Below are 17,592 nucleotides of genomic sequence, written 5' to 3' on the forward strand. Positions count from 1 at the left end.
GCCGTGCAGCCGGGCGACATCCTCTTCGCCTGACCCGACGGCGGGAGGGAGAAGGAGCCCCGGTTCCTTGCCTCTCCCGCGCCTCTCCGGCGCCCGCCGGCCCGCCCCTTTCGCCGGCGTGGCCGGCTTCGTCGCGGCGGAACCGTGCGTGCCGTGTGAACGCCCTTGACCCGCGCCCCTGGCCGGGCGTTTGGTCCTGGCGCCATGCCCGATACGCCCGTCCCCGCCCTTCCCGCCTTGCCCGCCGCCTTGCTGGATGCGCTGCACGCGCTTCTCGGCCCGCGCGGCGTCGTCACGGACCAGGCGGACCTCGTGCCGCACCTCTCCGACTGGCGCGGCCTCTACCGCGGCGCCTCCCCGGCGCTGCTGCGCCCCTCCTCGACGGAGGAGCTGGCGGGGGCGATGCGGCTGCTCCACGAGGCAGGCGTGCCCGTGGTGCCGCAGGGGGGCAACACCTCCATGGTCGGCGGCGCCATGCCGGACGAGAGCGGGCGGCAGGTGATCCTCTCCCTCTCCCGCCTCAACCGCATCCGCGACATCGACCCCGTGGACATGACCATGGTGGCCGAGGCCGGGGTGATCCTGAAGGCGGCGCAGGACGCGGCGGCGGGGGCGGGCTGCCTCTTCCCCCTCTCGCTCGGCGCCGAGGGCACGGCGACGATCGGCGGGGTGCTCGCCACCAATGCCGGGGGCAACACCACCGTCCGCTACGGCAACGCGCGGGACCTCATGCTCGGGCTGGAATTCGTGCTGCCGGACGGGAGCGTGGTGAACGGGCTGCGCCGGCTGCGGAAGGACAACACGGGCTACGCGCTGCGCCACCTGATGGTGGGCGCCGAGGGCACGCTCGGCATCGTCACCGCCGCCGTGCTGCGCCTCTTTCCCCGCCCGCGCGCCGAGGCGATCGCCCTCTGCGCGCTGGAGAGCGAGGAGGCCGCCCTCTCCCTCTTCCGCCGCTTCCGGGACCGCGACGAGTCTGCCGTGCGCGCCTTCGAGTACATGGGCGGCAACGGCATGGACCTCGTGCTGCGCCACATCGAGGGCGCGACGCTGCCCATCGCCGAGCGCGCGGACCACTACGTGCTGGTGGACCTCGCCTCCTCCCGCCCTGATGCCGACCTGCGCGGGCTGATGGAGGCGGTGCTGGAGGAGGCGCTGGAGGCCGGCGAGGTGACCGACGCCGCCCTGGCCGAGAGCGAGGCCCAGCGCCAAGCCATCTGGCGCCTGCGCGAGGAGCACCCGGAGGCGCAGAAGCGGGAAGGGGCCTCGGTGAAGAGCGACGTCTCCGTCCCCGTCTCGAAGGTGCCCGAGCTGATCCGCCGCTGCGGCGAGGCGCTCCAGGCCCTCATCCCCGGCAGCCGCCCCGTGCCCTTCGGCCATATGGGCGACGGCAACATCCACATGAACCTGGAGCAGCCGGAGGGGATGGATCCCGCCGCCTTCCTCGCGCGTTCCCACGACATCATGGACTGCGTGAACGCCGTGGTGCGCGACCTCGAGGGCTCCTTCTCCGCCGAGCACGGGGTGGGGCGCCTCAAGCCGCACATGCTGGCCGACTGGCGCGGCGGGGCCGAGCTGGAGGCCATGCGGCGGATCAAGGCCGCGCTCGACCCCAAGGGCCTGCTGAACCCCGGCAAGGTGCTGCCGACGTGATCCGCGGGCGGGGGCTGGCCCTTCTGGCGGCGCTCGCCATCCCGGCCTGCGCCGCCCCGGCCCCGGTGCCGCGCCCCTGGGTGGAGGACGCCCCGGCGGAGCGGGCCGGGCGGCCCTCGGCCGAGCCCGCCCCCTCGCCGCGCTTGCCCGACATCCCCGACGCCTTCCGCGCCGAGCTGCGCGGGGGCTACGGCCCGGCCTGCCCGCTCCAGGGCAACGCCGTCTATATCGGCGAGGGGCGCTTCCTCACGGCGGCCCATCTCGTGGACGGGCTCGTGCCCCAGCTGCGCCGCTGCGTCGGGGGGATGGGGGGAACCACCATCCTCTTCGGCGGGCGCGTCCTGCCCGTCAGGCCGGTGCGCGTGGGGGAGGGCCATGTCGAGCCCGGGATCGGGCCCCTCTACCGCCGCGGGCAGGACCTCGCCCTGCTCCAGGCGGCCTTCATCCCGCCCGGCCCGGCCGCGCGGCCCTGCCGGGGCGGCCCCACCCCCGGGCAGGACGTCCTCGTCCTCTCCGCCCGGCGGCGGGAAGCGGTGCGGGCGGGCGCGATGGTGCCGGAGATCCGCGCGGCGGACGGCGCCTATGCCGACCTTCCCCTGCCGATGGACGAGGGGGAATCGGGGGCGGGGGTCTTCGATGCCGGGAGCAACTGCCTTCTCGGCATCGTGAGCCACCGCCCGGATGCCGAGCCGGACCACTCGCGCATCGTGCCGGCTGCGGCCATCCGGGCCTTCCTCGGGGGGTAGGCACCCCGCGGCGGGCCTCAAAGGCCCATTTGCCCCCACCCGGCGGGGCGGATAGGTTGCGCCCCCCATGAGCCGCGTCACGCGCTACATCTTCAGGCAGATCGCGATCGCCCTGCTGGCCGTGACGGTCGGCCTGGCGGCGCTGATCTGGCTTACCCAGTCGCTCCGCTTCATCGAGCTGGTGCTGGACCGCGGCCTGCCCTTCTCCGTCTTCCTGGAGCTGACGGGGCTGCTGCTGCCCTCCTTCTTCGCGGTGATCCTGCCGATCACGACCTTCGTGGTGACGCTCTTCTCCTATGTCCGCCTCGCCTCGGACCGGGAGCTGGTGGTGATGCGCGCGGCCGGGCTGTCGGACTGGCGGCTGGCCCGCCCGGCCCTGCTGGTGGCGCTGCTGGCGACGGGGGCGGGGGTGGTGCTGCAGACCTGGCTCGTCCCGATCTCCCACGCCGCCTTCCGGGAGTGGCAGTTCGAGATCCGCAACCAGATGGCCGCCATCCTCGTGCAGGAGGGCGTGTTCAGCAGCGTCAGCAGCGACCTGACCGTCTATGCCCGGCTGCGGGAGAGGGACGGCACGCTGCGCGGCATCCTCATCCATGACCAGCGGGAGGCCGGTGCCCCCGTGACCATCCTGGCCGAGCGCGGCGTCATCCTGCCCGGCGCCAACGGCCCGCGCGTGATCCTGCAGAACGGGCAGCGCCAGCAGATGGAGCGCGCGGTGCTCCCCAACTCCCCGCCGGGCACGCCGCCCCAGCCGCGGCTGACGGTGCTCGCCTTCGGCGAGAACAGCGTGGACCTCGCCCGCAGCAACCGCACCGAGGATTCCCGCAACCGCGACAGCCGGGAACGCTTCATCGGCGAGCTGCTGAACCCCGATCCCGCGGAGGGGCTGGCCGAGCGCGACGTCCGCAAGTTCCGGGCCGAGGGCCACGGGCGCCTCGCCTCGCCGCTGACGACCCTGTCCTTCGCCCTCGTCGGGCTGGCGGCGGCGCTCTCCAGCGGCTTCCGCCGGCATGGCGGGGGGCTGACCGCCATCACGGCGGTCGGGGCGGTGGTCGTGCTCCTCGCCCTCGGCCTCGCGGTCGGCAACCTGGCGGCGCGCGACAACCGCTTCATCCCGCTCATCTGGGCCCATGCGCTGGCCCCCGGGCTGGCGGCGGCCTGGGTGCTCTCTGGCGCGCCCGGCTGGCCGCGGCGGGCGCCGCCCGTGCCCGCCACGGGCCGCCGGGCCCTCCGCCGGCGGGCCGCCGGGTGACCTTTCCGCTGACCTTCGGCGCCTATGTCGCGCGCCGCTTCCTCGTCATGTGCCTCATCATGCTGGCGGCGCTCACCGGCCTCGTCGCGCTGTTCGACTTCATCGAGCTGCTGCGCCGGGCGGCGACGCGGGAGGCGGGCTTCGGCACCGTGGCCACCATCGCGGCGCTGCGCATCCCCTTCGTGGCCATGCAGGTGCTGCCCTTCGCCATCCTGCTCGGCGGCATCCTCGCCTTCTGGCGGCTCGCCCGCTCCTCCGAGCTGGTGGTGGCGCGCTCGGCCGGGATCTCGGCCTGGGGCTTCCTGCTCGGCCCCGTCCTCGTGGCCACGATGCTGGGCGCGGGGGCGACGGCGGGCCTCTCTCCCCTCTCGGCCGTCATGCTGTCCCGGGCAGAGCGGCTGGATCAGGCGGTGCTGCGCAGCAACGCGGGCACGGGCACCATCGCCGGCGGGCGGCTGTGGCTGCGCCAGGCGGACCGGGAACTGGACCCGCAGGGCGTCGCCATCCTCTCCGGCCGCCCGGCCTCCCGCGGGATCGGCACCTTCGGGCTGGACGAGGTTTCGCTCTGGCGGATCTCCGCCGCCGACCGCTTCCTCGGCCGAGTCGAGGCCCCGCGCGCGACGCTGGCGGGCGGCGCCTGGGTGCTGGAGGGGGCCATCGCCTTCGGCCCGGACCGGCAGGCCAGCCCCGCCCAGACCCTGCGCCTGCCCACGGAACTGACCCCGGACCGGATCGAGGACAGCTTCGCCAGCCCCGACACCCTCTCCTTCTGGGTGTTGCCGGATTTCATCGGCGTGCTGGAGGATTCGGGATTCTCGGCCGTGCGGCACCGGCTGCAGTTCCATTCCCTGCTCGCCTTGCCCATGCTGGCCGTTGCCATGGCCCTGCTCTCCGCCGGCTTCTCGATGCGCGAGGCCCGAAAGGGCGGGGTCGCCCAGATGCTGGGGGCGGGGGTCGCGGCCGGCTTCGCCCTCTTCCTGCTCGACCGCGTGACCGGCGAGTTCGGCGAGACGGGCACCCTGCCCGTGGTGCTGGCCGCCTGGGCGCCGGCCGCGGCGGGGCTCATGTGCGCGGTCGCGCTTCTTCTTCACCTGGAGGACGGATGACGGATGTGACGGGGCGGAAGCGGATCGGCCCGGCTTCCCTCTCCGGCCGTGCCCGCCTCCTGGCCGGCTCGGCCCTCCTGGCGGCGCTGGCCCTGCCCGCGATTCCCCTCGCGCCCGCCCACGCCCAGGGCTCCCCGCTGGGCATGCGGCCGGACCAGCTCGGAACGGGGGTGAGCCCCGGGCTCGGGGCGCCCGCCGCCCCGGCCGCGCCTGCCGCGCCGGGCGGGGGCGCCCTCGGCCGGGGCGGCGCCGTCTCCTTCGACCGCGACACGCCCGTGACCTTCACCGCGGCGGAGGTGGAGTACGACCAGAACGAGAACCGCGTGACGGCCCGCGGCGCGGTGGAGGCCTGGCAGGGCGAGCGGATCCTGCGCGCCGACCGCTTCACCTATGACCGCGACACCGGCCTCGCCACGGCCGAGGGCAATGTCCAGCTCTTGGAGCCCGATGGGCAGGTTCTCTTCGCCGAGCGCGTGGAGCTGCAGGGCGGCACGCGCGACGCGGTGGTGGAGGGGCTGCGCGGGCTGCTGGCCCAGAACGGCCGGGTGGCCGCCAACGGCGCCCGGCGCCGCACCGTCGAGGGCGGGGCGGTCATCATGGACCTCTCCCGCGTCGTCTACTCCTCCTGCGACCTCTGCGCCGAGGACCCGCTGGCGCCGCCCCTCTGGCAGCTCCGCTCCCGCCTCGCGACGCAGGACGGCACGGACAAGCGCCTGCGCTTCCGCGACGCGACCCTCGACTTCGCCGGGGTCCCGTCCTTCTACACGCCATACCTGTCCATGCCGGACCCCTCGACGCCGCGCTCCTCGGGCTTCCTCTCGCCCTCCTTCGGGCAGACGCGCTACCTCGGCGGCTTCACGGAACTTCCGTACTACTGGGCCATCAACCAGTCCTCCGACCTCATCGTCACGCCCCTGCTGTCGACCGAGGCGGCGCCGAACGGCTTCTTCAGCTACCGCCAGCGCTTCAACTTCGGGCAGATCCAGGCCCAGGGCTCGATCGGCTACCTCAACGGCCGGCAGTCCACGGGTGAGAAGGGCCTGGGCGGCCACATCTTCTCGCGCGGCCTCTTCACCATCGACGAGAACTGGCAGGCCGGCTTCAGCATCAACCGCGCCACCAGCGAGACCTACCTGCGCGCCTACCGCCAGCCCGCCACCGCGGTGCTGAGCAGCACGGCCTATGCCGAGGGCTTCTGGGGCTACGACTCCTATGCCCGGATCAGCGGCCTCGCCTTCCAGGGCCTGCGCGAGCAGGACATCACGGGGCGCATCCCCTTCGTCCTGCCCAACCTCTACTACGAGAGGGTGCTCGGCCGGGATTCGCTGGGCGGCACGCTGGTGGGCGACGCGACCGCCTTCAACGTTTATCGCAACGAGGGCACGCAGACCCGGCGGGCCGGCACCCGGCTGAGCTACGAGCTGCCGCGCTTCGACAGCTTCGGCGCGCAGTGGACCTTCCGGGCCCAGGCCGACGGCCTCGCCTACAACGCGAATAACCTGGACCTCGCGCCCAATTTCGGCACGGAGAGCAGCACCACCACCGCCACCGGCAATGTCCGCGTCGCGCTGGACTGGCGGCTGCCCCTCGTCCGCTCGGCCGGCAGCCTCGGCCACCAGCTCATCGAGCCGCGGGTGCAGCTCGTGACCGGCCCGAACACCGGCCGGCAAAGGGACATCCCGAACGAGGACAGCCTCGACTTCGAGTTCACCGACGCGAACCTCTTCGCGCTCAACCGCTTCAACGGCCGCGACCGGCAGGAGGGCGGCACGCGGGTGGACGCGGCGCTGCGCGGCGGCTGGTTCTTCCCCAATGGCGGCTCGGTGGACGCGCTGATCGGGCGCTCCTTCCGCGCCTCCGACGAGGCGCTGTTCACCGAGGGCACGGGGCTGGACAAGCGGGCCTCGGACTGGGTGGGGCGGGTCACCGTGGCGCCCACCACCTGGTTCGACGTCACCGCCCGCTCGCGGCTGGACGGAAGCTCGCTGGACCGCCGCCTGATCGAGACCGCGGCCGGCTTCGGCCTCGACCCCGTCGGGCTGCCGGGGACGCGCCTCAACTTCGGCTACCTCTACCAGATCCCCTCCGCCCTCCGCGTGCCCGTGCGCTACACGCGCGAGGTCTTCGCGGGGGTGAACACGCGGGTGACCACCAACTGGCGCGCGGGCGTCTTCGGGCGCTACGACATCGAGGCGGAGCGCGGGGTCGCGGTGGGCGCGAGCGCGGCCTATGAGGACGAGTGCTTCCTCTTCGAGGGGCGCTTCTACCGCTCCTTCGCCGAGAACACGACGACCAGCCGCACCTATCCCAGCGGCACCACCCTGCTTTTCCGGATCGCGCTGAAGACCGTGGGCGACTTCGGGCTGCGCGCGCTCTAGGCCCCCTCCGGCCCGCCGAGCCGGGCGGGCCGATCCGGAACCCGACAATGGCCATCGCCGCCTCGCTTCAATCCGAGGCGCGCATGGTCTAGGAACCCGCCCATGCGAAGCCCTTCCCGCCTCCGCCCGGCGCTCCCGCTCCTTCTCGGCCTCGCCATGGCCCTGCCCATCGCCGCGCATCCGGGCGATGCCCTGGCCCAGCCGGCCGGCCGCCAGGCCGCGCCGCGGTCCCAGCCCGCCATGGACCCGGGCACGGCGAACCGGATCGTGGCCGTGGTGAACGGCGACGTCATCACCGAGTCCGAGATCGCCTCCCGCGCCCGGCTCTTCGCCCTGAATGTCGGGCTCCAGCCCGGGGGCGACCTGCTGACCCGTCTCCGCCCGCAGATCCTTCGCCAGCTCATCGAGGAGCGGCTGCGCCTGCAGGACATCCAGCGCCGGCGCATCCCGGTGGGGGACGACGAGGTGGCCGAGGCGATCGGCGACATCGAGCGCCGCAACGGCCTGCCCCCGGGCGGGCTGCGCGCCCAGCTCCGCGGCGCGGGCGTCGAGCCGCGCGTCCTCCATGACCAGATCCGCGCCCAGATCGGCTGGTCCCGCCTCATCCGCGGGATGCTCGGCACGAGTGCCGAGCCCTCGGAAGAGGCGGTGCGCGAGGCGATCGCCGCCCACAACGCCCGCATCGGCCAGCCGGAATACCTGGTCTCCGAGATCTTCGTGCCCGTCGAGGACCCCTCCTCGGCCGGCGAGACGAAGCGCTTCGTGGACGACGTGATCGGCCGCCTGCGCCAGGGCCTGCCCTTCCCCGTCGCGGCCACGCAGTTCAGCCAGAGCGGGACGGCGCTCCAGGGCGGCGACCTCGGCTGGGTGAGCGCCGAGCGGCTGGACCCGGAGGTGGCCGCGGTGGTGCGGCGCATGCCGGCGGGCGCCGTCTCCAACGCCATCGAGGTGCCGGGCGGCTACCAGATCGTCGCGCTCCGCCAGAAGCGCGAGACCGGGCGCGAGAACGCGACCATGGTCACGCTGCGCCAGGCCTTCCTGCCCTTCTCCTCGCCGCTCGACCCCGAGAACCCGACGGAGCAGCAGCGCCAGCAGCTCGCCCGCGCCCAGGGCATCCGCGGCGGCTGCGACGCGGTGGAGGCCGCGGCCCGGGCCGCCAACTCCCCCCGCCCCGCCGATCCCGGCGGCGAGGTGCGGCTGGACACGCTCGGCCCGCCGCAGCTCCGCCAGCTCGTGGCGGGGCTGACGCCCGGCCGGCCGAGCCAGCCGATCGTGACGCCCGACGGCATCCTGGTGATCGCCGTCTGCACGAAGGAGACGCGCAACCTCGCCAGCTTCACCCCGGAGCAGGCGAAGCAGCAGCTCCTGCGCGACCGGGTGGAGAACCTCTCCCGCCAGCAGAACCGCGACCTCCGCCGCCGCGCGACGATCGAGATGCGCGGCTAGGGGCGGGGAGGGCGCGCGGTGGACCCGCAGGGCGTGGAGGGGCCGCCCGGCGCGGCGGGGCGCCTGCCCACGCTCTCCGAGACGGTGCACCGGCACGGGCTGGCCGCGCGCAAGGCGCTGGGCCAGCACTTCCTGCTGGACGAGGCGCTGTGCGGCCGCATCGCGCGGCTGGCGGGCGACCTCGGCGGCCGCCAGGTGCTGGAGGTCGGCCCCGGGCCGGGCGGGCTGACGCGGGCGCTGCTGGCGGCGGGCGCCGGGCATGTCCATGCGGTGGAGCTGGATTCCCGGGCGATCGCCGCCCTGGCGGAGCTGGCGGCCGCCTATCCCGGCCGGCTGACCGTCACCGAGGCCGATGCGCTGAAGGTCGACCCGGAGGCGATGATGCCGGCGCCGCGCCGGATCGTGGCGAACCTGCCCTACAATGTCGGCTCTCCCCTCCTGATCGGCTGGCTGGCGCGCGCCGGGGCCTATGAGAGCATGACCCTCATGTTCCAGCAGGAGGTGGCCGAGCGGATCGTCGCCGCCCCGGACACGGAAGGCTATGGCCGGCTGGCCGTGGCCGCCCAGTGGCGCTGCGAGGCCCATATGGTCCTCCGCCTGCCCCCCGGCGCCTTCAGCCCGCCGCCGAAGGTGTGGTCCGCCGTCGTCCACCTCGTGCCCCATGCCGTGCAGCCCGAGCCCTCCCTGGCCCGCGCCATGGAGCGGGTGACGGCCGCGGCCTTCGGGCAGCGGCGCAAGATGCTGCGCGGCTCCCTCAAGTCGCTCGGCGAGGCCGAGGCGCTGCTGGCGGCCGCCGGCATCGAGCCGACCCGCCGGGCCGAGACGCTGTCGGTCGCGGAGTTCGAGGGCCTCGCGCGGGCGCTGCTGGCCCGGAGCGCGTAGAGCCCCGGCCCGCTCGACGAACAGACCGGGAGGCCGACCGGAGGGCAACCGGGAGCCGAGCGGCCCGCGCCGGAACACGAGAAGCGGAGCGGAACCGTTCCGGAGCCCCTCCGGGCGTTGAGGGCCCTATGCCCGTCCAAAAGCTATTCGCCAGGGCCGTGGGCGCCTGCCAGGCCCTGCCCGTTCCGGTCCGCTACGCCATCACCCTGGCCGTCACCCTCGGCGTCTTCGCCGTGCGGCGGCTGGCCGATTCCGTGCTGCCCTCGGGCTATCCCTTCCTTCTCTCCTTCATCGGCATCCTGCTCTGCTCCGCCCTGTTCGACCGGGGGGCGGGGCTGCTCGCCACGCTCGTCTCGGCGCTGCTGGCCACCTACTTCTACATCTCCCCGGTCGGCTCCCTCAGCGTCGAGGAGGTGTCGGATCTCGTCGCGCTCATCCTCTTCATCGCGGTGGGGGCGACGGTGGCCTTCGTGGTCGAGGCGCTGAACCGGGCCGTCGCGCGGGCGAACCGGGCGGAGCGGGCCCGCACCCTGCTGCTCCAGGAGTTCCGGCACCGCACGCGCAACGATCTCAATGCCCTTGTCGGCCTCCTCCGCCTCCGCGCCCGCTCCGCCCCCTCCGAGGCCGCGCGGGACGGGCTGCAGGAGGCGGCCAACCACGCTTTCGCCATGGCGCGCGTGCATGCGCGGCTGGCTCCCGACGACGGGGCCGAGGACCGCGACCCGACCTTCGTGGACACCCGTGACTTCGTCACCGGCCTCTGCGCCGATCTCGATGGCATGCATCTCGGCGCCGGCCTGCGCCCCGTGGCCGTGGTGGCGGAGGCGGAGGCGCATCTCATCCCCTCCGACCGCGCCGTGCCGCTCGGCCTCGTGCTCAACGAGGCCGTCACCAACGCGCTGAAATACGCCTTCCCCGAGGACCGCTCCGGCACCGTGCGGGTGGGCTTCGCGCGGGAGGGGGACGACTACCTGCTGACCATCCGGGACGACGGGCTCGGCCTGCCGGAGGAGGGAGACCTGGAGGACGCACCCCCGGCCGCCCCCCATGCCGGCTCGGGCCTCGGCACGCGGCTGCTCCGCGGGCTCGCGGCGCAACTCCGCGGCTCCTTCTCCCGCCTGCCGGGGGAGGACGGGGTGGGGACGGTGGTGACGCTGCGCTTCCCCGTCCTCGCGCCCGGCGGGTAGCGGCCCTCAGGCCGGGAGCAGCTCCCCGAAGCGCGCGGCGAAGGCGTTTCGCTCCTCATGCGTCATGTGCAGGCCGCGCTTGGTGCGGCGCCACAGCACGTCCTCCGGCGCCCGCACCCACTCGCGGGCGCGCATCCATTCCAGCTCCCGCGCGGTGATGCCGCCGCCGAGATCGCCGCCCATGGCCTCGATGGAGGTGGCGCCGTCGATCACCCGCTCCAGCTCCCCGCCATGGGTGCGGACCAGGCGCTCCAGCATGGGGGCGGGCAGCCAGGGATGGGCGCGGGCGGTGCTCTCGGTGAAGGCATCGCGGGAGAGGCCGCCGAGATCGCCGCCGGGCAGGGGCGCGCGGGCGGTCCAGGGCGTGCCGGGGCGGCCGAGCGCGCGGGTGATCCTCCCCGCCGCATCCTCGGCCAGCCGGCGATAGGTGGTGATCTTGCCGCCGAGCACGGTGAGCAGCGGCGCGCCCGCCGTGTCCAGGCTCAGCGTGTAGTCGCGCGTGACGGCGGAAGGGTTGTCCGAGCCGTCGTCGTGCAGCGGGCGCACGCCGGAATAGGTCCAGGCGATGTCCGAGGGGGCGACGGGGCTGCGGAACTGGCGGGAGACGGCCTCGCAGAGATAGGCGGCCTCCTCCGGCGTGCAGTGCGGCTTTCCCTCGGCGGCGTCGTGCGGCACGTCCGTCGTGCCGATGAGGGAGAAGCGGCCCTCATAGGGGATGACGAAGACGACGCGCCGGTCGTCGTTCTGCAGGATATAGGCCTGCGGCCCCTCGTAGAGGGCGGGCACCACGATGTGGCTGCCGCGCACGAGCCGCACGCGCCCGCGCAGCGCGGTGCCCGTCGCCCCCTGCGCGCCGATCACCCAGGGCCCGGCGGCGTTGGCGATGGCGCGGGCGCGGACCGTGCGCGCCGTGCCGTCCGCGTCGAGCAGCCGGACGGTCCAGGCATCGGCGGCGCGGCTGGCGGATTCGAAGCGGGTGCGCGTCAGCACCGTCGCGCCGCGATCCGCCGCGTCCCGCGCGTTCAGCAGGACGAGGCGGCTGTCCTCCACCCAGCAGTCGGAATAGGCGAAGCCGCGCGCGAATTCCGGCTGCTTCAGCGGCGCCCCCTGCGGCAGGTGCGCGAGGTCCAGCGCCTCGCTGCCCGGCAGGGAGACGCGGCGGGCCAGGTGGTCGTAGAGGAACAGCCCCGCGCGGATCATCCAGCGCGGCCGCATCTCCGGCCGGTGCGGCAGGACGAAGCGCATGGGCCAGACGATGTGCGGCGCGATGCCGAGCAGCACCTCCCGCTCGGCCAGCGCCTCGCGCACGAGGCGGAACTCGTAGGTCTCGAGGTAGCGGATGCCGCCATGGATGAGCTTGGAGGAGGAGGAGGAGGTCGCCTCGGCGATGTCGTCCCGCTCCACCAGCATCACCGAGAGGCCGCGCCCCACCGCGTCCCGCGCGATGCCGCAGCCGTTGACGCCGCCGCCGACGACGAGGAGGTCGACGGTGTCGGGGATGGTGGCCGGGAGGGTGGTGCTCACGCGGCGTTCTCCTCCGTGCGTTCCTGGCGCGCGGCGAGCAGGGCGCGCGCGAACTGGGCGAAGCCGCGCCCGCCGGGCGCGGGCGTGACATAGGCGGGGGCCGCCTCGATCCGGCCGAGGAAGGGCAGCACGTTCGCCACCCCCACGGAGAAGGGGATGGCGGCGAAGAGCGGCGCGTCGTTCGGGCTGTCCCCGAGGAAGGCGACCTGGTCCAGCACCCGGCCCAGCGGGGCGAAGCGCGCGGCGAAGAGGTTCTCGATCCCCGATCGCTTGTCCCACTCCCCGAACCAGGCGTTCACATGGATGGAGGAGACCTTCGCCCGCGCCCCGCCCGCCTCGAACACCGCCGCGATGCGCGCGGCATCCTCAAGGGAGAGGGGGCCGGCATCCTCGGCGAAGTCCACGGCGGCGTCGAAGAGGCGGAAGGGCTGGTCGGCGGCGAGGCGGGAGCCGGGCGCGGCCCCTATCGCGGCCTCGGCCAGGGCCATCAGCCGGGCGCGGCCGGCGAGGCGGGCCCCTTCCTCCTGCGCCTGCCAGCGGATCATGCGCCGGGCCGCGCGGTCCTCGGCGTACCACAGCGCCCCGTTCTCCCCGACCACGGCGGCGACCGGCCACTGGCGGGCGATGGCGTCGCACCAGCCGGCCGGGCGGCCGGTGACGGGGATGACGGAGAGCCCCGCCTCGGCCAGCGACTCCATCGCCGCCAGGGCAAGGGCGGGCAGGCGGCCCTCCTCGGTCAGCGTATCGTCGATATCGGTCAGCACGTAGCGCAGCGCGGCCAGCCGCGCGGGCGGCGCGGCGCTCAGGGGCTGCGGGGCGGGCGGTTGGGCCAACGGGTTACCTCCGGATGGTGTGGAGGATGTCACTCTCGATGTGGAGGGTCAAACATCTTTCGCGAGATGAACCGCCACCCCCGCCCGCTCCAGCGCCGCCGCCAGGGGGGGAGGCGGCGGGGCATCGGTGACGAGGTCGGTGAGGGCGGAGAGGTCGGCCACGCGCTCGAAATAGGCGTGGCCGAACTTGCCGGAATCGAGCAGCAGCACCCGGCGCGGCGCCCGCTCCAGCATCGCGCGCTTCACCCAGACCGCGCGGCTCTCGGCGTCGCTCGGGCCCTCCACGGTCAGGCCGGAGGCGCCGATGAAGGCGATGTCGGCGCTGAAGCGGGTGAGGAAGGCGGTGGTCTCGGCGCCGTAAAGGGCGCGCTCCACCGCGTAGAACTCGCCGGGGGCGACGAGCACGCGCAACCCGTCGGCCTCCCCGGCCGCCGAGACCACGGCGAGGCTGTTGGTGAGAAGGGTGACGCCCGTGCCCCGTGCGGCCAGCGCCCGGGCGAGGCGGGCCGTGGTGCTTCCGGCATCGACCATCAGCACGGCGCCCGGCTCCACCAGCGCGGCGGCGGCGGCGCCGATCCGGGCGCGCTCCGCCCCGGCCATTGCCTCCCGCGCGCGGAAGTCCGGCTGCACCCCGGCATGGGTGACGGAGGCCCCGCCATAGGTGCGCCGCACGGCGCCCCGGGCCGAGAGCGCCTCGATGTCCCGCCGCACCGTCTCGCCCGAGACGCCGAATCGCGCCGCCAGGGTGCTGATCCGCACCGTGGGGTCCGTGCCCAGCGCCTGGAGGATGGCCGCGTGCCGCGCCTCCTTCCCCGGCGCGCCTTCCTGACGCCTTGCCATGGCGCCCAGGGTATCGGGCCGGGCCGGGGGCGCAACAGCCCGGCCCTTGGCCGGGCACCGCGGGGCGTGACACCCTCCCCGGTGCCGTCCCCAACCGGAGCCGCCCATGATCCGCCGCCGCCACCTGGTCGCCGCCGGGAGCCTGCTGCCCCTCTCCCTTGCCGCCCAGCCGGCCCGCCCGCCCGCGCCGCCTATGCCCGCGCCCTCCATGCCGGCGCCGGGGCGGCGGGACTGGGCCGCCCAGGTGCCGCAGATCCGGCTCGGCGTGCTGGGCGGGGAGTCCGAGAGCGACCGGCTCGGCCGCTACGAGGGCTACCGCAAGCTGTTCGAGGACACCTTCGGCGTGCCCGCCCGCATGTTCTTCGCCTCGGACTACTCCGGCGTGCAGCAGGCCTTCGGCGCGAAGCAGCTGGAGATCGCGAACATGTCCCCCGCCGCCTATGCGGGGGTATGGCTGGAGACGAATGGCGGGGTGGAGCCGATCCTCGTCACCCAGGAGCCGGACGGCAGCACGAGCTACGTCGCGCTGATGTACACCCGCGCCGATTCCGGCATCACCTCGCTGGAGGGGATGCGGGGCAAGGCCATGGCCTGGTCGGACCCCAACTCCGCCTCCGGCTACCTCATCCCGCGCGCCGAGCTGCGGGCGGCGGGGATCGCGCCGGAAGGCTTCTTCGGCCGCACGGGCTTCGCGGGCGGGCACGACCAGGCGCTCGTGGCCGTGCTGCAGAAGCAGTACGACGCGGGGGTCTGCTGGTCCTCCGGCCAGGGCGACGAGGCCCGCGGCTTCTCCCGCGGCGTGCTGACGGCCGCGGTGGAGAAGGGGCTGCTGGACATGAAGGACATCCGGATCATCTGGCGCTCCCGCCCCATCCAGAACGGCCCGGTCGTGGTGCGCTCGGACCTGCCGGCCTCCTTCAAGAAGGACATGGTGGACTTCCACCTCGCCCTTCCCGCCGCCCATCCCGACATCCAGAAGGCGGTCGAGCGCGGCAGCGCGGTGGGCTGGGTGCCGACGAAGCACGAGGACTACGCCGTGTTCATCGACATGCGCCGGGCCGAGGCGGCGGAGCGGCGGCGGCGCAACTAGGGCGCGCGCCCGCCCGGCCGCGCCTCGCCCGAAGGTGACGGCGCCGGGCGTTCCAACGGCGGCGGGATGGGCCTAACCCACGCCCATGCTCGCCCCTTCTCCGCGCCGCCCGCTGGTCCTCGCCTCGGTGATGGTCGCGATGTTCATGATCGCCATCGAGGCGACCATCGTCTCCACCGCCATGCCGGGCATCGCGGGGCAGCTCGGAGACCTGCATCTCTACGCCTGGGTCTTCGCCTCCTTCCTCCTGGCGCAGACCTCCACCACCGTCGTCTTCGGCAAGCTGGCCGATGTCTACGGGCGGCGGCCGGTGATGCTGGCGGGGATCGCGGTCTTCCTGCTGGGCTCGACCCTCTGCGGCCTCGCCTGGTCCATCCCCTCGCTGATCGCCTTCCGGCTGCTCCAGGGCGTCGGCGCCGGGGCGATCCAGCCGATCGCGCTGACGGTGGTGGGCGACCTCTACTCCGTGCAGGAGAGGGCGCGGATCCAGGGATGGCTGGCCAGCGTCTGGGGGGTCTCCTCCGTGCTCGGGCCGGTGGTGGGCGGGCTCATCGTCGGGAACATGAGCTGGGCCTGGATCTTCTGGATGAACCTGCCCATCGGCGTCCTGGCCGCCGCCGGCTTCGCCCTCTACCTCCGGGAGGACGTGCCGCGGGAGCGACGGCCGGTGGACGTGGCGGGGAGCGTGCTCCTCACCCTCGCCATCGGCGCGCTGATGGCGGCCGCCACCGAGCCGGGCGGGCGCTTCTCCGCCCTCTTCGCCATCGCCGCTCTCACCCTCGCGGCTGCCTTCCTCTGGTGGGAGACGCGGGCGGCGGATCCCGTGCTGAACCTCGCCCTCTGGATCCGCCGGCCGATCGCGACGACCAACGCCACCGTGCTGTTCAGCGGCATGGCCATCATCGGCCTGACGGCCTTCCTGCCGATGTATGTCCAGGGCGTGCTCGGCCGCTCGGCGCTGGAGGCGGGCTTCGCGCTGACCATGATGGTGCTCGGCTGGCCCATCGGCGCGACGGTCGCGGCCCGCGCCTTCGGCCGCTTCGGGCTGCGCGCCTGCCTCCTGCTCGGCGCGGCGCTGCTGCCGGCGGGAGCGCTCGCCTTCGTGCTGCTCGGCCCCGGCTCCTCCCCCGTGCTGGCGGGGGGCGGGTCCTTCGTGATGGGGCTCGGCATGGGCTTCCTCAGCACCGCCGCCGTGGTGATGGTGCAGGAGAGCGTGGGCTGGGGGGAACGCGGGGCGGCGACCGCCTCGAACATCTTCTCCCGCAACCTCGGCAGCGCGCTGGGTGCGGCGGTGCTGGGCGGGGTGCTCAACCTCGGCCTCGCGCGCGGCTATGGCGGAGTGGGCGGAGCGGAGGTGGATTTCGAGGCGGTGCAGCGCCTGCTGGAGCACGGGCAGGGCGGGATCGCCGATGCCGGGGTGCGGGCCGCGCTCGGCGCCTCGCTGCACCTCACCTTCTGGGGCGTGCTCGCCATGTCGGCGGTGACGCTGCTGCTCGCCTTCCTCGTCCCGCAGGTGCGCCCGCGCACCCGCGCCCATGAGGCGCCCGCCCAGGCGCCGGCGGACTGAGGGCCGCCATGGCGTAGGGCAGGGGAACCGACCCCCGCGCGGGCTCCGCCCCGCTCCCGCGGGAAGGCGGCGCCGGCCGGCAGCCCTGGCCGCTCCAACAGGAGCGGGAGCAGCCCTCGAATTCGATTGAGGCGGCTCTGGATCGATGGGAACCGGGGGCATGCGAACCATGCCAGGACATACCAATCACCCCGGGCCGGTCCTCGACCGGGATGGGGGAGGGGGCGGCTCCGCCCGGCCCGCCCTCTACGACATGGCCGATCTCTACGACGCGATCGTGCCGCCCGGCCCCTGCGAGGCCTTCTACCGGGAGGAGGCGCGGCGGCGCGGCGGGCCGGTGCTGGAGCTGGCCTGCGGGACGGGGCGGCTGACCATCCCCCTCGCGGGCGACGGGCACGAGGTGGTAGGGCTGGACGCCTCCCGCGCCATGCTGGCCGCGGCCTCGCGCAAGGCGGCGGAGCGGGGCGTCGCCGCGCGCTTCGTGCTCGGTGACATCAGGTCCTTCGATCTCGGGATGCGCTTCGGGCTGGTGATCATCTCCTGCAACTCGCTCGCCCATCTGACGCGGGGCGAGGATCTCCGCGCCTGCTTCGCCGCGGTGCGGCGGCACTTGGCGCCCGGGGGCGTGCTGGCCTTCGACGTGGTGCGGCCGGACTTGTCGCTGCTGAGCCGGCCGGAGGGGGAGGCGCGGCGCCTCGACCTCGGCCCCAACCCCGCCTCGGCGATCGAGGCGGAGGAGGTGGCGCATTACGACCCGATCGAGCAGGTGCGGATCTCCGAGTGGAGCATCCGGCGCGGGGACGGTGCCCGGCAGGTCATGGCGCCGCTCGTCCTGCGGCAGTTCTTCCCGCAGGAGCTGCCGCTGCTGCTGGAGGCCGGCGGGCTGGAGCCCCTGGCCCGCTACGGGGACTTCGCCCGCAATCCCCTGGGGCCGGGGAGCCTGAACCAGATCCTCCTCGCCCGGGCCGCCGGCCGGGAATAGCGGGCGATCCCCTCCCCTTGCCCTCCGAAGGGTCCGGGGCGACGGTGACGGACCGGTCCGCAGGCCCCATCTGTTCCGGAGCCGCGACCGGGAAGGGCTCCCGAAG

Annotated in this window: 14 protein-coding genes; 11 read left to right on the forward strand and 3 right to left on the reverse strand. The window is 74.3% G+C overall.

Going from position 1 to position 17,592, the window contains the following annotated elements; translation table 11 throughout:
* The first annotated feature begins 204 nt into the window (after window positions 1-204).
* The 8 genes from FHS87_RS00730 to FHS87_RS00765 all read left to right on the forward strand — a co-directional run bounded on the left by FHS87_RS00730 (window position 205) and on the right by FHS87_RS00765 (window position 10,650).
* Complete coding sequence (locus FHS87_RS00730; protein ID WP_184512801.1) at window positions 205-1,653, forward strand: FAD-binding oxidoreductase; 1,449 nt, start codon at window positions 205-207, stop codon at window positions 1,651-1,653.
* Complete coding sequence (locus FHS87_RS00735) at window positions 1,650-2,399, forward strand: trypsin-like peptidase domain-containing protein (protein ID WP_184512803.1); 750 nt, start codon at window positions 1,650-1,652, stop codon at window positions 2,397-2,399. The genes FHS87_RS00730 and FHS87_RS00735 overlap by 4 nt, the downstream gene beginning before the upstream one ends.
* A 67-nt stretch (window positions 2,400-2,466) precedes the next feature.
* On the forward strand, window positions 2,467-3,651 hold the full coding sequence (gene lptF / locus FHS87_RS00740; RefSeq protein ID WP_184512805.1) for an LPS export ABC transporter permease LptF: 1,185 nt from the start codon (window positions 2,467-2,469) through the stop codon (window positions 3,649-3,651).
* Window positions 3,648-4,757, forward strand: a complete 1,110-nt coding sequence (gene lptG, locus FHS87_RS00745; RefSeq protein WP_184512807.1) for an LPS export ABC transporter permease LptG — start codon at window positions 3,648-3,650, stop codon at window positions 4,755-4,757. Before lptF ends, lptG begins: the two co-directional genes overlap by 4 nt.
* Window positions 4,754-7,135 (forward strand): LPS-assembly protein LptD, encoded by a 2,382-nt coding sequence (locus FHS87_RS00750; protein ID WP_246417710.1) that lies wholly within the window; start codon window positions 4,754-4,756, stop codon window positions 7,133-7,135. The genes lptG and FHS87_RS00750 overlap by 4 nt, the downstream gene beginning before the upstream one ends.
* 102 nt (window positions 7,136-7,237) lie before the next feature.
* Window positions 7,238-8,581 carry a peptidylprolyl isomerase gene (locus FHS87_RS00755; RefSeq protein WP_184512809.1) on the forward strand — a complete coding sequence of 448 codons (1,344 nt, stop codon included), beginning with the start codon at window positions 7,238-7,240 and terminating at the stop codon, window positions 8,579-8,581.
* Between the two features lie 84 nt (window positions 8,582-8,665).
* Window positions 8,666-9,463, forward strand: coding sequence for a 16S rRNA (adenine(1518)-N(6)/adenine(1519)-N(6))-dimethyltransferase RsmA (gene rsmA / locus FHS87_RS00760; protein WP_456306600.1), 798 nt, complete (start codon window positions 8,666-8,668; stop codon window positions 9,461-9,463).
* Between the two features lie 128 nt (window positions 9,464-9,591).
* Window positions 9,592-10,650: a sensor histidine kinase gene (locus tag FHS87_RS00765; protein ID WP_184512811.1), complete on the forward strand. Its 1,059-nt coding sequence runs from the start codon at window positions 9,592-9,594 to the stop codon at window positions 10,648-10,650.
* Window positions 10,651-10,656: 6 nt separating this feature from the next.
* On the opposite strand, the gene glpD is transcribed toward FHS87_RS00765, so the two are convergent.
* The 3 genes from glpD to FHS87_RS00780 are packed head-to-tail and all read right to left on the reverse strand — an operon-like array spanning window position 10,657 to window position 13,847.
* Window positions 10,657-12,174, reverse strand: a complete 1,518-nt coding sequence (gene glpD, locus FHS87_RS00770) for a glycerol-3-phosphate dehydrogenase (RefSeq protein ID WP_312861833.1) — start codon at window positions 12,172-12,174, stop codon at window positions 10,657-10,659.
* Complete coding sequence (locus FHS87_RS00775; RefSeq protein ID WP_184512814.1) at window positions 12,171-13,007, reverse strand: HAD-IIB family hydrolase; 837 nt, start codon at window positions 13,005-13,007, stop codon at window positions 12,171-12,173. Before FHS87_RS00775 ends, glpD begins: the two co-directional genes overlap by 4 nt.
* 48 nt (window positions 13,008-13,055) lie before the next feature.
* Window positions 13,056-13,847 (reverse strand): DeoR/GlpR family DNA-binding transcription regulator, encoded by a 792-nt coding sequence (locus FHS87_RS00780; RefSeq protein WP_184512816.1) that lies wholly within the window; start codon window positions 13,845-13,847, stop codon window positions 13,056-13,058.
* Window positions 13,848-13,953: 106 nt separating this feature from the next.
* On the opposite strand from FHS87_RS00780, the gene phnD reads away from it, so the two are divergent.
* The 3 genes from phnD (at window position 13,954) to FHS87_RS00795 (ending at window position 17,486) form a co-directional block, all read left to right on the forward strand.
* A complete protein-coding gene (phnD, locus tag FHS87_RS00785) occupies window positions 13,954-14,937 on the forward strand; it encodes a phosphate/phosphite/phosphonate ABC transporter substrate-binding protein (RefSeq protein WP_184512818.1) in 984 nt (327 codons plus the stop codon).
* A gap of 85 nt (window positions 14,938-15,022) precedes the next feature.
* Window positions 15,023-16,504: an MDR family MFS transporter gene (locus FHS87_RS00790; protein ID WP_184512820.1), complete on the forward strand. Its 1,482-nt coding sequence runs from the start codon at window positions 15,023-15,025 to the stop codon at window positions 16,502-16,504.
* Between the two features lie 169 nt (window positions 16,505-16,673).
* Window positions 16,674-17,486, forward strand: coding sequence for a class I SAM-dependent DNA methyltransferase (locus FHS87_RS00795; protein WP_184512822.1), 813 nt, complete (start codon window positions 16,674-16,676; stop codon window positions 17,484-17,486).
* Window positions 17,487-17,592 lie beyond the last annotated feature (106 nt).

Origin of the sequence: Muricoccus pecuniae (assembly GCF_014199205.1) — a bacterium.
GTDB classification, from domain to species: domain Bacteria; phylum Pseudomonadota; class Alphaproteobacteria; order Acetobacterales; family Acetobacteraceae; genus Roseomonas; species Roseomonas pecuniae.

Coding starts and splice junctions, on each gene's coding strand:
- FHS87_RS00755 (WP_184512809.1), top strand. CDS start 7,238: ATGCGAAGCCCTTCCCGCCTCCGCCCGGCGCTCCCGCTCCTTCTCGGC.
- FHS87_RS00730 (WP_184512801.1), top strand. CDS start 205: ATGCCCGATACGCCCGTCCCCGCCCTTCCCGCCTTGCCCGCCGCCTTG.
- phnD (WP_184512818.1), top strand. CDS start 13,954: ATGATCCGCCGCCGCCACCTGGTCGCCGCCGGGAGCCTGCTGCCCCTC.
- FHS87_RS00780 (WP_184512816.1), bottom strand. CDS start 13,847: ATGGCAAGGCGTCAGGAAGGCGCGCCGGGGAAGGAGGCGCGGCACGCG.
- FHS87_RS00750 (WP_246417710.1), top strand. CDS start 4,754: ATGACGGATGTGACGGGGCGGAAGCGGATCGGCCCGGCTTCCCTCTCC.
- FHS87_RS00795 (WP_184512822.1), top strand. CDS start 16,674: ATGCCAGGACATACCAATCACCCCGGGCCGGTCCTCGACCGGGATGGG.
- FHS87_RS00790 (WP_184512820.1), top strand. CDS start 15,023: ATGCTCGCCCCTTCTCCGCGCCGCCCGCTGGTCCTCGCCTCGGTGATG.
- lptF (WP_184512805.1), top strand. CDS start 2,467: ATGAGCCGCGTCACGCGCTACATCTTCAGGCAGATCGCGATCGCCCTG.
- FHS87_RS00765 (WP_184512811.1), top strand. CDS start 9,592: ATGCCCGTCCAAAAGCTATTCGCCAGGGCCGTGGGCGCCTGCCAGGCC.